Genomic DNA, 15,664 nt, shown 5'->3' with positions numbered 1-15,664 from the left:
AACATACATCAGTCTAAGCTGATGCCAACGCAATCAAATAGGCATTCTATCTGACGTTAAATTTGCCTACCGTTCCCCGGCAGGCTGCGAACTCCCGCGAGGAAACGGGGAAAGCGGGCCTGCTGTGTCTTCAACATCAAGGATGACCCGGGCGGCCGCGTGAGCCTCATCGCAGCCGATGGCGCCGCACGCCCTGGCATCGGATCGGCGGGAGGGGATCATGACGGACAACAACGCAGCAACGACAAACAACGACGAACGATTGCTGGCGAGCCACGGCTACCGGCAGGAGCTGGACCGCGGCCTCAGCCTGTGGTCATCGTTTTCCGTGGGCTTTGCGACGATTTCACCGGTCGTCGGCATCTATTCGGTGATGTCGCTCGGGGCCATCAGCATCGGCCCCTCCTGGGTCTGGATCGTTCCGCTCTGCCTCGCCCTGCAGTTCACCGTCGCCCTCGTCTATGCCGAACTCTCCTCGCAATACCCGCTTGCCGGCGGCTGCTACCAATGGGTCCGCCATCTGGTCGGCGACCGCCTGGCATGGTTCACCGGCTTTCTCTATCTCGCTTCGGCGCTCGCCTCGCTGACCACCGTGTCCTATCTCGGCGGTTTCTGGCTCGGTCTCTTCGTCACCGGATCGCCGCCCTCCGCCGATGCCCAGATCGTCTGCGGCGCAGCGCTGCTGGCCCTCGGCCTCATCGTCAATCTGCTCGGCATCAATCCGCTCAAATACTTCGTCAATGCGGGCATCGTCGCCGAGGCAATCGCGTCGATCGGCATCGGCGTCGTGCTCCTCCTCTTCTTCCGCAACCACTCCTTCGACATCCTGTTCACCAGCATGGGCGCCGAAGCGGCATCGGGCGGTTCCTATTTCAGCGGCTTCCTGACCGCGCTGGCCGTCGGCGGCTGGGCGTTCCTCGGCTTCGACGCCTGCTCGCAGATTTCCGAGGAGACGACCGATGCCCGGATTTCCGTTCCGCGCGCCATCATCCGTTCGATGCTGGTCGTCGGCGGCACCGTGATGCTCACCGCATTCGCCGTCACCCTGTCCTACAAGGATCCGGCCGCCGTCATCAGCGGACAGATCATCGATCCCGTCACCCCTGCCGTGGTGGATGCGCTCGGCGCCTGGTCGGAACGGCCCTTCGTCGCGGTGGTTCTGGTCGCCTTCATCGCCTGCGTCGTTTCCGTGCAGACCTATATCGGCCGCGCCATCTTCGGCATGGCGCGGGACGGCATCCTGCCCGCCTCCGTGCTCCTGCGCCGCGTCGACCGTCGTAAGGTGCCGATGGCCGCCATGGTCTGCAGCACCCTGATCGCCAGCTTCGGCCTGGTGCTCGGCCTCAATGCCACGGCGGTCGGCACCTTGATCGCCTTCGGCAGCGGCGGCTTCTTCTTCGTCTTCCTGATCGTCACGGCAAGCGCGCTGATTGCCCGCCTTTCCGGCCGGTGGAACCCCGCGAAGGGCGTTTTCCAGCTTGGCCGCTGGAGCCTTCCCGTCAACGTCGTCGCCACGCTCTGGCTGGTCTTCGAGGCCGTCAACGTCGCTTGGCCGCGCGAACTGCTCGCGCCTCCCGGCGCTCCCTGGTTCCAGGTCTGGGCCGTCGTGCTAGTCTTCTCGGCGCTCTCCGCCTTCGGCCTGCTCTATCTGGCAATTGCCAAGCCGCACCGGCGCATTCCGGGCGCCAGCAGTTTTTCGACGGCGCCCTTACCGTAAGCGAGCCTGCGGTCGGCGCCGCCCATCCATCCCCAAGCAATGTCCCGGAAAGACCATGAGCAATCTGCATTACTGGAACTACCCGACCGAAATCCTCTGCGGCAGCGGCGCCATCGAACAGGTACCGCACCGCTGCCGGATATCCGGCGCAAGGCACCCCCTGCTGGTCACGGATCCCGGTCTGCTCGCGCTGCCGCCGCTGCGGCAGGTCCGCGACGGCCTAGAAAAGGCCGGCATCCGCTATGGCCTGTTCCACGACCTCTCGGGCAACCCCACCTTCGAGGAAGCGCTTGCCGGCGCCGCAGTTTTTGCCGCCGGAGACCACGACCTCATCATCGCGGTCGGCGGCGGCAGCGCGATCGACGTGGCGAAGGGCATCGCCCTTGCGAGCCGCGATCCGCGCGGACTGGAGCGGTTCGAGTGGAGCCAGCTCATTGCCCATTACCCGACGCTGGCGGATTTCCCGCAACTCGACCTGCCGCCTTTGTTCGTCATACCGACGACCGCGGGCACCGGTTCGGAGCTCGGCCGGGAAGCCGTCCTCACCGATACGGCACGGGGCCTCAAGAAGATCGTCGGCCACCGGGAATTGCTGGCGGCCTGTGTCTTCCTCGATCCTGATATGACGACAGGCCTGCCGCCTGCCCTAACCGCCGCGACCGGTATGGATGCCCTGACGCACCACCTCGAATCGCTGTTCTCGCCGCTTCATCACCCGATGTCGGCGGGGATCGCCATGGAGGGTGTCCGGCTGGTGCACGCCTATCTCGAACGCGCGGTCCGCGACGGCAACGACCTCGAAGCCCGCGAAGGCATGCTGGTCGCCTCGGCAAGCGCCGCCGTCGCGTTCCAGAAGGGTCTGGGCGGCGTGCACGCCCTCGCCCACCCCATCGGCGCGCGCCACCATCTCCACCACGGTCTGCTGAACGCGGTGCTGCTTCCCTATGTGATGGTCGTCAATCGCCCGGCCCTCGAAGAGACCACGGCCCGTATCGCACGCTCTATCGGTCTTCCGGGCACGGGCTTCGACGGCCTCATGGCCTGGCTTCTGGAGTTGCGCGCGCGTATCGGCATTCCCGCCACGCTCGCCGATCTCGGCCTCGACAGCTCGGATGCGGAATGGGTGGGCGAGCAGGCGCTCGCCGACATATCCTCCTCCGAGACGAATGCCATGCCGCTGACCGCGTCCCAATATGCTTCGATCTATCGGGCGGCCGTGGCCGGCAGGCTCTGATCGCGACAACGGGATCCGGGCGGGCCGATCACGCCGAGCGGATCTCGCCCCTGCCTTCGAACAGGCCGTCGCCATCGGCCTGTCCCGCGACGAGGTCGAAGCACTCCCGTTTCAGGGCGACGATGTGGGGATCGGTGCGGCGGCGGGGACGAGGAATATCGACATCGATCACCGAGCGTATGCGGCCGGGATTGGCCTCCAGCACGATCACCCGGTCGCCCAGATAGAGCGCCTCCTCGATGTCGTGCGTCACCACGACGACGGAGAGGACGCGGTGCTGCCAGATGCGCAGCAACTCGTCCTGCAGACGAAGGCGCAGAAGAGAGTCGAGCGCCCCAAAGGGTTCGTCCATCAGCAGGATTTCCGGTTCCGATACCAGCGCCCGCGCAATCGCCGCGCGTTGCGCCATGCCGCCCGAGAGCTGCTTCGGATAGGCGTCGATGAAATCGGAGAGGCCGACGAGATCAACATAGTGCCTGATGCGGTCGCGCTTTTCGGCGCGGGGCAGCTTTGCCCGGTCGAGCGCCAGGCCGACATTCTCCGCCACGGTAAGCCAGGGAAAGAGACGATGATCCTGAAACACCATCGAAATGCGCCGCGCCGGATCGCTCCCGCCCTCGCCCGCCACCGCGATGCGGCCTGAATAGTCGCGATCAAGCCCGACGATGAGGCGCAGCAGCGTCGACTTCCCGCAGCCCGACGCGCCGAGCACGCCGACGATCTCTCCCTTGCCCACCTCGAAGCTGACGTCGCGCAGCACCTCGCGCGGGGCGCCGTTGAAACGAAAGATCTTGCCGACACGGTCGATGGTCAGGGAAGCGGCGGGTGCGGTCATGGTTTCAGTCCTTGGTCCAGGGCGACAGACGGGCGGCGATAAGGCGGCAGACGCGGTGCAGCGCGACGCCGCCGGCAGCGAGCGCGAGAACGCCGACAAGCACGATATCCATGCGGAACTGATCGCGGGCGCTGGCGATGTAGCTGCCGAGGCCACGGCCGTTGCCGATGGCATATTCGGCGCCGATCGTGCCGATCCAGGCGGAGAGAGCGGCGATCTGGATGCCGATGGCGATGTTCGGCAGCGCCGCGGGGAAATGGAGTTGCAGCAGCCGCGTGCGGCGCGACAGGCCGAGCGTTGCCGCAGCCTCCTGCAGGGCGGCGGGCGTCGCCCGCATGCCCTGCTCCGCCGCGAGAAACAGCGGAAAGAAGGTCGAGAGCGCCGTGAAGACCAGTTTCGTCGTTTCTCCGTTGCCGAGCCAGGCGGTGAACAGCGGAATCCAGGCGAAGACGGCGATCTGGCGCAGGGAATGCACGGTCGGCGCAAGGGAGAGCGCAGCAACCCGCAGCAGCCCGCAGGCCGTCCCAAGGGCAAGGCCGAGCACGGCACCGACGATCCCGCCGGCAAAGACGCGAAGCAGGCTGGCGCCGAGCGCCGCCCAGATCTCCCGCCCGTCGGGATCGGCGAAGGGCGCGCTCAAAACCGAAAGCGGCGAGATGAAAAGCGGGCTCTCCACCACGTGGCCAAGGGCAAGACCGCTCCAGAGAGCCAGGAGGCCGAGGGGAAGCCATGCGCCCTTCGGCACCGCGGACAGCGGCCGGAAGTATCCGGGATCAGCCATGACGCCCCTCCCCCGCAAAATGCCTTTCGAGACGGCGCAGCGCGAGGTCGAGCGTAAAACCGGCGGCGCCGACAACGATCATGCCAACGATGACGATATCAAGCTGGAAGAGGGTGCGGCCCCAGACCATCATGTAGCCGATGCCATCGGTTCCGGCGAGCATCTCGACGACGATCAGCGAGACGAAGGCCTGCGCCGTGGACAGGCGAAGCCCCGTGAAGAAGAAGGGAGCGATGGCCGGGAGGGTCAGCTTCAGGAACCGGGTCGCCGGTTTGAGATCCAGCACATCCGCGACGTCCTTCAGACGCGGCGGTATGGTGCGCACGCCCTCTGCAATGCTGATGGCCATGGGCACGAAGCAGGCTTTCGCCAGGATGACGGTTTTCAGCGATTCCTCGATACCGAGGAGGAGGATGAGGATGGGCAGCCAGCCGAGCGAGGGAACGGTGGCAATCGCCCGGAAGGTCGGGCCGAGATAGGCATCGGCCTGCCTTGAGAAGCCGATGACGAGGCCGAAGACAAAGCCGAGCGTCGCACCGAAAAGAAGGCCCCTGGCGATGCGGACGACGCTGACCGCGATACTCGCCGCGATCTCGCCGCTGCCGGAAAGATCGAGAAAGGTCTGGAACACCCAGGCGGGCGGCGGGAGCACCTGCGGCGAAACCCACTGCCGCGCGGCGGCGATCTGCCAGAGTAGGCCGATGGCGGCCGGAAGCGCAAGCACCAGCGCCACCTGCCCCGAAACCCGTGCGCCGCGGCCCGTCCATCGGTCGATCCGGGCGAGGATGGCGGCCGGCGCCGCCACGCCTTTCGAGGCGGCACCCGCATCGCCGGGCTGGAATTCGATCGATGCCATCCGCCTCTCTCCGTCTTACTTCCTGTCCGCGCCGGCCGCGTCGCGGTCGGCCCAGAACCCGTCCAGTTCCTGATCGGCAATGGCCTTCTCGACATAGGAAGCGTCCGCCCAGGTGGCGAGGTCGACATCGCGGCGCGTCAGCTTCTGCTCCTTGTTGAAGGCAAGGCCGCTTTCGTAGCGGGCCGTGAAGAAGGCATCGAGGCGGGGATTGTATTTGCCCTTCAGCGCCGTGCCCTCGTTTGCCTTCGTGATGACGTCGACGGGCGTGCCGGCGCGCGACCAGATCTGGAAGACCTCGTCGCGGTTCTTCTCGTCCGACACCCAGGTCGCGGCCCGCACGAAGCCGTTGACGACCTTCTGCGTCGCCTCCGGGTAAGCGTTGCGGAAGGCGTCGGTGACGAGGAACGCGCCGAAGCCGTCACCGCTCGCACCGCCGGCCGATGACTTGTAGAAGACCTTGGCGAGACCCTTCGTTTCCAGCGGCAGCAGGAAGTCCGCGCCGAATACCGCATCCACACTCTTGGCGGCGATGGCGGCGAGCTGGTCGGCGTTCTTGAGGTCGACGATCGTCACGTCGGCTTCGGAAAGGCCGGCATTCTTCAGCGCCTGGATCAGGGCCCAGTGGATGATCGTCGCCTTCTGGATGGCGATGCGCTTGCCCTTGAGGTCGGCGACCGACTTGATCTCGACATCCGGGCGCGCGGCGCCGAAGATCGTGGTTCCGCCATAGGACGCAACGATCACCGTATCGAGGCCGTTCGCCTTGCCGATGATGTTCGGCACCGCGCCATAGGCGGCGAAATCGAGCTGCCCGTTGGAGAGCGCCTCGTTGATTGCCGGCCCCGTGCCGGTGAAATAGGTGAACTCCACCTTGGTGGGCGTGCCCTTGAATTCGTCGGCGATGAACCCTTTCGCATCGGCGACAGCCAGGAGGCCGACGCCGAAGGGCGTGCCGAAGCCGAAGCCGACATCGCCGAAGCGGATGGTTTCCGGGGCGTCCCCGGCCCTCAGCGGCGCCGCGGCGACAAGGACGGTCGCGGCGACGACGAGGGAAGTCAGGAACTTGCGCATGTAGGTCTCCAGTCTGGGAAGGATGGTGTCAGGGGATGATCGAGCCGTTCTCGAAGATCCGGTAGCTGAGGTCGCCGCCGGTGCCGCGCGGCTTGGCGTTCTTCCAGCCCATCTCGCGGCGGAAGCTGCCGAGAAGGCCGCGCTCGGCAAGCTCGGCCTCCGGCCGGCCTTCGACGGCGTCGGCGAGCGGCGAGACATAGAGCGCATCGGTCGGACAGAAGAGCTCGCAGAGGAAGCAGGTCTGACAGTCCCCCTGCCGCGCGATGACGGGAATGCCGTCCGCCACCGCGTCGAACACGTTGTCGGGGCAGGCCTCGACGCACAGGTCACATTTGACGCAGCGCTCGGCGCTGACGATTTCGATCATGATGCGATGCTTTCTTTCTGCAGTTCGGGTTCGTAGACCGCCCAGGGCGCGTCGAGCCCCCCGCTCTCGATGCGGACGGCGAGCGTCGGATCGGTCTCGGCGAAGTCGATGCGACGGTGGACGCCGCGGGTCTCACGGCGCAGAAGCGCGCTTTCGGTCACCCAGCGGGCGGTCGCGATCAGGGCCTCGGCTTCGCGAATGCGCGCGGCGTCGTGGCCGGTGCCGGCGCGGCGCCAGGTCTCGTCCCGCCAGAGGCTTTCGAGAACCGTCCTGTTGTCGGCGAGACTTTTGCCGCTCCGGAAGAAGCCCTTTTCGAGCGGAAGCGTCTCGCCCCTGATGCGGTCGATGACGGTGCGGATCTCCACCTCCCGGCCGGGGCCTTCGATGACGGGCGTGCGCTGGCGCGCGGACCGCACCCGCCGCGTGGCATGGTGGGCGCCGAGCCGTCTTGCGAAACCCGCCGCGCCTTCGCCGGCCCACGATCCCGTGGCGAGCGCCCAGGCCGCATTCGGGCCGCCGCCGCCGCTCGTGGCGCCCGCCATGGCCTGGCGGGTGGCGGCATCGCCCGCCGCGAAAAGGCCGCGTATGCCGGTCGCCGCGCGGTCGTCGATGACGATGCCGCCCGTGCCCCGCACGGTCCCCTCATGGCGCAGGGTGATTTCGAACCGGTCGCGGAACGGATCGATGCCCATCCGGTCGAACGGCGCGAAGATGTTGGGCTGGCCCTTGCGGAAGCCCTGCTGAAGACGCTCGGACGCCTTGTCGAGCACCGCATAGACCGGCCCGTCCAGGAGGTTGCGGGCGACATTCTGGCGGTCGCCCGGCAGATGGATTTCGTTGCCGGCGGCATCGGAGAACGTGCCCCAGAAATAGACCACGCCCTTGGTGACGCTGGAAAAGACCGGCGATATGCCGTACTGGCCGGAAAATTCCATGCCTGACAGCGTCGCCCCCGCCTCCACGGCCATCAGATAGCTATCGCCCGTCAGGTTGTTGGTGCCGAGCCCGCCGCTGAGAAAGGCGCATCCACCGGCAGCAATGACGACGGCCCCGGCGCGGATTTCCACCTCCTCACCGGACCGGCGGCGTCTCGCCCTGAGGCCGGCGACCGCGCCGTCATCGGCAAGAAGCAGCTCCTCGACCGGCGTGTGATCGACGATACGCACACCGGCCTTGATCAGGCGCTGGCGCATGAAGCGCAGGAAATCCGGGCCGCGCAGCATGCCGCGATAGGGGCGCCCGTCCTCGTAGGTCGGGAAATCGTAGCCCCAGGCGGCGAATGCATCGAGATTGGCGCGCGCCTGGTCGAGAACATCCTCCACCACAGACCGGCGCACGAAGCCGAGCCCACGATTGACGCGCTGCGCCACGGTCGCTTCACGCTCCTTCGTGCCGCGCAGGGTATCGCTGATCGTGTTGTTGCCCGCCGCCATCGCGCCGCTGGTGCCGACATAGCCCTTGTCGATGAGGATGACGGAGGCGCCGGCCTGATGCGCGTTCCAGGCCGCAAGGCAGCCCGCCGGACCACCACCGATGACGGCAACGTCGACCGTTGCCGTTGAAGACTGACGCATCATTTTGCACATCCACAGCTGCATTAATTACACAAAAACTATGGATTAAATGAATTACAAACGAGGAACGAATTCCCAATTTATCCTGCGGTTGGAACAAAAAATTCCGGCCAATGCCTTTCCAGAGTTGCCGCGTATTTTCGCTGCGAGCCCAAGGATGCGCTGCCCACTCCACGGCCACGGCTATTCCATGAACGTCGAAACGAAGCCGCAGTTTCACCGTGTCGGCAGAGGCAGACCGCCTGCTGTCGCCGTGCTATAGAACGACGCGCGGCAGGCAGAGGGGGCCTTTCAGCAAGCCTCTCCGACCTGCCCGTTCCGTCCTGATTTCGTGGAGACAATCGGCATGCGCGAGACCTTTCATCAACCCGTCGATGCCGCCAAGGTGCCCCGGTTTGCCGGCCATGCCACATTCATGCGGCTTCCCGCCGTTCCGTCCCCGAAGGGTCTGGACATTGCCATTGCCGGCATTCCCTGGGACGGCGGAACGACCAACCGGGCGGGTGCGCGCCATGGTCCCCGCGAGGTCCGCAACCAATCGAGCCTGATGCGAAGCACGCACCATGTGTTCAAGACGGAACCGTTCCGCATCGCCAATATCGCCGATGTCGGCGATCTCGCGGTGAACCCGATCGACTTGCTGGACGCCCTTCGGCTGATCGAGGAAGGCGCTGCTGACATCGTCGGTGTGGGCGCGCTTCCTCTATGCGTCGGCGGCGATCACCTGACCACCCTGCCCGTGCTGCGCGCGGTCGCGAAGCAAAAGCAGGTCGGGCTGATCCAGTTCGACGCGCATTCCGACACCAATGACACCTACTTCGGCAACAACCCCTACACGCATGGCACGCCGTTCCGGCGTGCGATCGAAGAGGGGCTTCTCGATCCGCGCCGCATCGTGCAGATCGGTATTCGCGGGTCGATCTACGCGCCGGACGAACATGACTGGGCGCTGGCGCAGGGAATTCGCATCATCTACATGGAAGAGTTCGTTCGCCGCGGCGCCGACGACGTCATGGCCGAAGCGCGCGCGATCGTCGGCCAGAACCCGACCTATGTGACCTTCGACATCGACGCCATCGATCCATCGATGGCGCCGGGGACCGGCACGCCTGAAAGCGGCGGGTTCACGACGCGCGAAGCCCAACAGCTTGTCCGGCTGCTCGATGGCCTGAACCTCGTCGGCGCGGATGTCGTGGAAGTCTCCCCGCCGTTCGACCTTGCCGGCATGACTTCGATTGCCGGCGCGACCATCCTGTTCGAGCTGATGTGCATCCTGGCAAGGCAGATTGAAAAGACGCGGCAAACCGCAAAATAGAAAAGCCTGCCGCGGGAGGAGGTGCGGCAGGCTTTCAAAGGATGATCGGCAACCGGGAGGAGGGGTGCTGCCGATCCGATGCGATCCATCCAGGGAGGAGGAGAGGATGGATCACGATTGAAGTTCTGGGAGGAGGATGAACTTCATGAGGGGAATATGCCGATTGCACGCCGCAACGAGTAGACCGGATCCTGCATGACTGCCTTGTACATTGCGCACGTCAATCGCGCCGCCTTCCCCTGACCCGCTAGGACATGTCGGGTTCAGATTGAACCAGACAAGTTTAAATCCTTTTGTTTTCGTTTGTCTTTTCGGGAAAACCGGTTCCCACTTCTCCATGACAAACTCCAGGGGAACCGCCGCCGGAGCCGGCATTCCGAAACACCTCTAGACGATACCGCCGCCGCCCGCTGCCGAGGCCGGGCGCGCCGCCGCGACGTTTGCCCGGTAGCCGCTGGCGCGATAGGTGGCGAGCGGGTCGATTGCGCCGCCGGCGCGGCGGCGGGCTTCGGCGAGGATCGGTTCCACATCCGTGCGGTAGGCGCGCTTCAGTGTTTCCGTCGCCATCAGGGCGTCGTTGCCGTCCTGGTAGCCGGTAAGCGCCGCGCGGTCGACGAGGAGAGCCTGCGCATAGGCGCGGCGGATTTCGTTCGCGCTGTTGATGAGGCTTTCGATCGGGTCGGTGACGTTGTGCGACTGGTCGATCATATGGGCTGGATGGAAGTCTTCGACGCCGCGCGTCTGCGCATCCACCAGTTCGTTGAAGACGAGGAACAGGCGATAGGGTTCGATGGCGCCGGCATCGAGGTCGTCGTCGCCATATTTGGAATCGTTGAAGTGGAAGCCGCCGAGCTTGCCGAACTGGATGAGGCGGGCGACGATCATCTCGATATTGGTGTTCGGCGCATGGTGGCCGAGATCGACGAGGCACTGGGCCTTCGGACCCAGCGTCTGGGCGATCAGGTAATTCGTTCCCCAGTCCTGCACGACCGTCGAATAGAAGGCCGGTTCGTACATCTTGTGCTCGGAGAAGAGCTTCCAGTCGTCGGGCAGGCCCTTGTAGATCTCGGCCATGGCGGCGAGATAGCGCTCGAAAGCCCGGGTGAAATTGCTCTGGCCCGGGAAGTTGGAGCCGTCGCCAACCCAGACCGTCAGCGCCTTCGAACCGATGGCCTTGCCGATCTCGATGCATTCCAGATTGTGCTCGACGGCCTGGGCGCGCGTTGCGGCATCCGTGTGGCTGAGCGAACCGTATTTGTAGGAATGCGTCTGGCCGGGCGCGTCGGAGAAGGTGTTGGAATTCATCGCGTCGAAGCCAAGGCCGAGGGCGTTGCCCTTCGCCTTCAGCTCTTTCGGATCGGCCTTGTCCCAGGGAATGTGGAGCGAAACGGTGGGCGTGGCGCGCGTCAACTGCTGGATGACGGCACAATCGTCCAGCTTGTCGAAGATGCCGCGCGGCTCGCCGGCGCCGGGAAAGCGCGCAAAGCGGGTGCCGCCCGTGCCGACGCCCCAGGAGGGAACGGCGACGAAGAACTGTTCGACCTTGCGGGTGACCGCGTCGATGTCGATGCCGCGGCGGGCGAGGTTTGCGCCGAGCGCCTCGTAGTCCTCCTTCAGCGCCTTTGCCCGCTTGTCGTTTTCCTGCGCGACGACATCCTGCGCGATCCTGAATTCAGCCATTCCGTCCTCCCTGACCCACGCGCACTAGCGCGGGAAACTCTGCGCGTTGCCGGCATCCACGTTGATGATGTTGCCCGTCGACTTAGCCGAAAGGTCCGATGCGAGGAAATAGATCGCCTCGGCGATGTCTTCCGGGAAGACGTTGAGCTTCAGCATGGAACGTTTGCGATAATGCTCTTCCAGCTCGCCCACCTCGATCCTGGACGAGGCGGCGCGCTGCTCGCGCCATTCGCCGCCCCAGATCTTCGAGCCCCGCAGCACCGCATCGGGATTCACCGTGTTGACGCGGATGCCCGCCTCCGCACCCTCGAGCGCCAGGCAGCGCGCAAGGTGGATTTCAGCGGCCTTGGCCGTGCAATAGGCCGAGGCGTTCGGCGAGGAGGCAAGACCGTTCTTGGAGGCGACGAAGACCACGTTGCCGCCGAGGTTCTGCCGCCGGAACAGGCGGAACGCCTCCCGCGAAACGAGGAAGTAACCGGTCGCGAGAATCTCGATATTCCTGTTCCACATCGAAAGCTCCGTGCTTTCGACCGGGGCCGAGGAGGCGATGCCGGCATTGGAGACGAGAATATCGATCCCGCCGAATTCGACGCAGGCATCGGCGAAGGCGGCAATGACGCCCGCTTCGTCCGTCACGTTGAGCGTGACGGTGCGCACGGCGTCGCCGCCATATGTCTTCGCAAACGCAGCGCCGACCTCGGCCAGGGCATGGGCGTCGATATCGGCCAGCACCACGCAGGCGCCCTCACCCGCCAGCCGCTCGGCCGTTGCCCGGCCGATGCCGCCGGCGCCGCCCGTCACGAAAGCGACGCGGCCGGCAAGGCTCTTCGGCTTCGGCATGCGCTGCAGCTTTGCTTCCTCCAGCAGCCAGTATTCGATATCGAAAGCCTCCTGCTCCGGCAGGCCCTGATAGTCGGATACCGTCGACGCGCCGCGCATCACGTTGATGGCGTTGACGTAGAACTCGCCGGCGATGCGCGCGGTCGCCTTGTCCTTGGCAAAGGAGAACATGCCGACGCCGGGAACGAGAAAGATGACAGGGTTCGGGTCGCGCATGGCAGGCGAATTGCCGCGCTTGCAGGTCTCGTAATAGCGCGTGTAGTCGGCGCGGTAGTCCTCCAGCGCCGCGTCGAGGCCGGCGATCACCGCGTCCACATCGGGTCTGGCGGGATCGAAATCGACGATCAGCGGGCGGATCTTGGTGCGCAGGAAATGATCCGGGCAGGAGGTGCCGAGCGCGCCGAGCGGCTTCAGGTCGTTGGAGTTGACGAATTCGAGCACGGCGGCCTGGTCGTCGAAATGGCCGAGCTTGCGCTCGCCCTTGCCGATGCGGCCACGGATTTCCGGCATCAGCGTCGCGGCGACGGCCCGGCGTTCGGCTTCGCCAAGGCTCGTGGCGACGGCCCCGCCGAAGATCGTCTTGCCGTCCGTCTCCCTGGCGAACCATTCGATCGCCCGGTTGATGATGTCGAGCGTCAGCAGGTAGCAGTCCTTGGCGTCGTCCGCCCAGGTGAAGAGGCCATGGCTTTCGAGCACGACGCCCTTGGCCCCGGGGTTTGCCTTGACGAAGGCCGCAAGATCGAGGCCGAGCTGGAAGCCGGGACGGCGCCAGGGCAGCCAGCCGATCTCCTCGCCGAAAATCTTCGCCGTCAGCGCCTTCGAGTTCTTCGAGGCGGCGATGGCAATGATGGCGTCGGGATGCATGTGGTCGACATGGGCGAACGGCACGAAACCGTGCAGCGGCGTATCGATGGAGGCGGCGCGCGGATTGAGGTTGAAGGTGCAGTGCGGCAGGAAGCCGACCATGCGGTCCTCGTCCTCGACACCCGTGTAGAGACCCTTCAGCGCTTCCAGCTTTTCCATGTAGAGGGTGGCGAAACCGTCGAGCTTGATCGTGCCGACATCGCCGCCCGAGCCCTTTACCCACAGGACCGGGACCTTCTCGCCCGTCAGCGGATCGGTTTCCTGCACCTTGGCCGAAGTGTTGCCGCCGCCGTAGTTGGTGATGCGCTTGTCGGCGCCGAGGAGATTGGAGCGGTAGAGCAGCTTGCCGGGCTCGTCGAGCCTTGCGGCATGGGCGTCGTCCCAACGGTTTTCGAGAAGGCGGGGCTGACCCGTCATGACATCCTCCCTGGTCTGTCCAATCACGGAATGCCAGTGCGGCCTTCCGTCTCCTTTGTCGGAGCTATGACGCATCTCGACTCGCAATGTCAATCATTTTTGATCATTAAAGATCATTGTGCAGTGCAGTATGATCTTTTTTGATCGTTTATGATTGACAGGATAAGTTGGATGCGAATAAATCATACTTAGGAGGAGCCCCATGCACGAACGCGAACGCCATCGCATCATTTTGAGCGCTATCCAGGAAAAGCCCGTCGTGACGGTGCAGGATATCGCCGAACTGACCGAGGCATCCGAAGCCACCATTCGCCGCGATATCGCGGCCCTGCACGTGCAGGGCAAGCTGCGCCGTGTGCGCGGCGGCGCCGAGGCCGTGCATCCCCCACAGCTTGGCAATCTCGCGGCGCGTCCGTTCAAGGTATCCGAATCGATCAATATCGATCGCAAGCGCGCAATCGCCCGCCGGGCCGTGGAGCTTTGCGAAGAAGGCGACTCGATCATCATCAACGGCGGCACCACGACATTCCAGATGGTGCATTTCATGTCGGCCCGCCGCCTGCAGGTGATGACCAATTCCTTCGCCATCGCCGAACATCTGGTGAAACATTCCAAGTGCACGGTGAGCGTTCCGGGCGGTGCGATCTACCGCGACCAGAGCCTCATCCTCTCGCCCTTCGACAATGACGCGATCCGCAATTTCTATGCGCGGCGCATGTTCATCGGCGCGCAGGGCGTCAATGCGCTCGGCATCATGGAGGGGGACGCGCTGGTCATCCAGAGCGAGCAGAAGCTGATGCGCCAGGCGGAAGAACTGATCGTCATGGTCGATTCCAGCAAGTTCGAGCGGCGTTCCAGCCTCATTCTCTGCCCGCTGGAGAACGTGACCACGATCATCACCGACGACAGGATTTCGGATGAGGCGGCCGCCATGGTCGCCCATGCCGGCATAAGGCTCATCACGGTGAAGCCGATGGCTTCGACCGAGAGGGAGGATTCCACCTCGGCGGCCTGACAAGACGGGCGGCCGGGAGGAGTGAACGTTTCAACACTGGGAGGAAAACCATGAAACTGACCACGAAACTGCTCGCCGGCGCGGCGCTCGCCCTTGCCGCCATGGTGTCCACGGCCAATGCCGCGGACATGAAGATCGCTCTTCTCGTCAAGTCGCTCGGCAACGGCTTCTTCGAGGCCGCCAACAAGGGCGCGCAGGAAGCCGCCAAGGAACTCGGCGGCGTCGAGATCATCTATACCGGCCCGACCACGACGACGGCCGAAGGCCAGATCGAAGTCATCAACTCGCTGATCGCCCAGGGCGTCGATGCCATCGCGATCTCCGCCAACGATCCGGATGCGGTCGTTCCGGCGCTGAAGAAGGCGCAGCAGCGCGGTATCAAGGTCATCTCCTGGGACTCGGGCGTGGCGCCGGAAGGCCGCATCATGCACCTCAACCCGTCCTCCAACGAGCTGATCGGCAAGATGTGCCTGCAACTCGCCAAGGACCACCTGCCGGACGGCAAGGGTGACTTCGCGATCCTCTCGGCGACGACGACCTCGACCAACCAGAACACCTGGATCGAGGAGATGAAGAAGCAGATCAAGGACTTCCCGGGCCTCAACCTCGTCACGACCGTCTATGGCGACGACCTGGCCGACAAGTCCTACCGCGAAGCCAACGGTCTCCTGACCTCGCAGCCGAACGTCAAGGTCATCGTCGCGCCGACGACCGTCGGCGTTCTCGCCGCCTCGCAGGCCGTCAAGGATGCCGGCAAGATTGGCGAGGTCTATGTGACCGGCCTCGGCCTGCCCTCGGAAATGGCCGGCGCCATCAAGTCGGGCGCGACCAAGGAATTCGCCATCTGGAACCCGATCGACCTCGGCTATTCCGCCACCCAGATCGCCTATCACCTCGTCAAGGGTGACACGGACGGCGCGCCGGGCTCGGAAATCGAAGCCGGCCGCATGGGCAAGATCAAGGTCGGCGACAATGGCGAAGCCGCCATGGCCGATCCCTTCGTCTACGACGCCTCGAACGTCGAAGAATTCGCGAAGATCTTCTGAGCCTTCCAAACCTTCCCGGCGGCTTCGGTCGCCGGGTCTTTTCCCCTTTTCC

At 64.9% G+C, this 15,664-nt stretch carries 13 protein-coding genes; 5 read left to right on the top strand and 8 right to left on the bottom strand.

Annotated features, from left to right (window positions below):
• The first annotated feature begins 220 nt into the window (after positions 1–220).
• Positions 221–1,717 carry an APC family permease gene (locus tag V8U06_RS17740; RefSeq protein WP_427141784.1) on the top strand — a complete coding sequence of 499 codons (1,497 nt, stop codon included), beginning with the start codon at positions 221–223 and terminating at the stop codon, positions 1,715–1,717.
• A gap of 55 nt (positions 1,718–1,772) precedes the next feature.
• Positions 1,773–2,951, top strand: a complete 1,179-nt coding sequence (locus V8U06_RS17735) for an iron-containing alcohol dehydrogenase (RefSeq protein WP_427141783.1) — start codon at positions 1,773–1,775, stop codon at positions 2,949–2,951.
• A gap of 28 nt (positions 2,952–2,979) precedes the next feature.
• Here V8U06_RS17735 and V8U06_RS17730 read toward each other — a convergent pair whose 3' ends face one another.
• From V8U06_RS17730 to V8U06_RS17705, 6 genes are read right to left on the bottom strand one after another with little or no spacing between them, the layout of a single operon-like run.
• Entirely contained in the window at positions 2,980–3,786 is an 807-nt protein-coding gene (locus V8U06_RS17730) for an ABC transporter ATP-binding protein (RefSeq protein ID WP_427141782.1), read from the bottom strand.
• A 4-nt stretch (positions 3,787–3,790) separates the two neighbouring features.
• On the bottom strand, positions 3,791–4,567 hold the full coding sequence (locus tag V8U06_RS17725) for an ABC transporter permease (protein WP_427141781.1): 777 nt from the start codon (positions 4,565–4,567) through the stop codon (positions 3,791–3,793).
• Positions 4,560–5,423, bottom strand: a complete 864-nt coding sequence (locus tag V8U06_RS17720) for an ABC transporter permease (RefSeq protein ID WP_427141780.1) — start codon at positions 5,421–5,423, stop codon at positions 4,560–4,562. Before V8U06_RS17720 ends, V8U06_RS17725 begins: the two co-directional genes overlap by 8 nt.
• Positions 5,424–5,438: 15 nt before the next feature.
• The gene (locus V8U06_RS17715) at positions 5,439–6,494 is read right to left on the bottom strand and encodes an ABC transporter substrate-binding protein (RefSeq protein ID WP_427141779.1); all 1,056 of its coding nucleotides are present in this window, start codon (positions 6,492–6,494) and stop codon (positions 5,439–5,441) included.
• Positions 6,495–6,522: 28 nt separating this feature from the next.
• On the bottom strand, positions 6,523–6,861 hold the full coding sequence (locus V8U06_RS17710; RefSeq protein WP_226922718.1) for a 4Fe-4S dicluster domain-containing protein: 339 nt from the start codon (positions 6,859–6,861) through the stop codon (positions 6,523–6,525).
• Positions 6,858–8,438 carry an FAD-dependent oxidoreductase gene (locus V8U06_RS17705; RefSeq protein WP_427141778.1) on the bottom strand — a complete coding sequence of 527 codons (1,581 nt, stop codon included), beginning with the start codon at positions 8,436–8,438 and terminating at the stop codon, positions 6,858–6,860. Before V8U06_RS17705 ends, V8U06_RS17710 begins: the two co-directional genes overlap by 4 nt.
• Before the next feature lie 343 nt (positions 8,439–8,781).
• On the opposite strand from V8U06_RS17705, the gene speB reads away from it, so the two are divergent.
• Positions 8,782–9,750 (top strand): agmatinase, encoded by a 969-nt coding sequence (gene speB, locus V8U06_RS17700; protein WP_427141777.1) that lies wholly within the window; start codon positions 8,782–8,784, stop codon positions 9,748–9,750.
• Positions 9,751–10,137: 387 nt separating this feature from the next.
• On the opposite strand, the gene rhaI is transcribed toward speB, so the two are convergent.
• Positions 10,138–11,430, bottom strand: coding sequence for an L-rhamnose catabolism isomerase (gene rhaI / locus V8U06_RS17695; protein ID WP_427141776.1), 1,293 nt, complete (start codon positions 11,428–11,430; stop codon positions 10,138–10,140).
• Between the two features lie 24 nt (positions 11,431–11,454).
• Entirely contained in the window at positions 11,455–13,551 is a 2,097-nt protein-coding gene (locus tag V8U06_RS17690; RefSeq protein WP_427141775.1) for a bifunctional rhamnulose-1-phosphate aldolase/short-chain dehydrogenase, read from the bottom strand.
• A 202-nt stretch (positions 13,552–13,753) separates the two neighbouring features.
• Here V8U06_RS17690 and V8U06_RS17685 point away from each other — a divergent pair, with 202 nt between their 5' ends.
• Both V8U06_RS17685 and rhaS read left to right on the top strand, forming a co-directional pair.
• Positions 13,754–14,566: a DeoR/GlpR family DNA-binding transcription regulator gene (locus tag V8U06_RS17685; protein ID WP_226922723.1), complete on the top strand. Its 813-nt coding sequence runs from the start codon at positions 13,754–13,756 to the stop codon at positions 14,564–14,566.
• 50 nt (positions 14,567–14,616) lie between these two features.
• A complete protein-coding gene (rhaS, locus tag V8U06_RS17680) occupies positions 14,617–15,612 on the top strand; it encodes a rhamnose ABC transporter substrate-binding protein (RefSeq protein WP_427141774.1) in 996 nt (331 codons plus the stop codon).
• Positions 15,613–15,664: the final 52 nt, after the last annotated feature.

The organism is Shinella sp. G-2 (assembly GCF_050172695.1).
Classification (GTDB): domain Bacteria; phylum Pseudomonadota; class Alphaproteobacteria; order Rhizobiales; family Rhizobiaceae; genus Shinella.
This window is presented reverse-complemented; position numbering and strand designations above follow the sequence as displayed.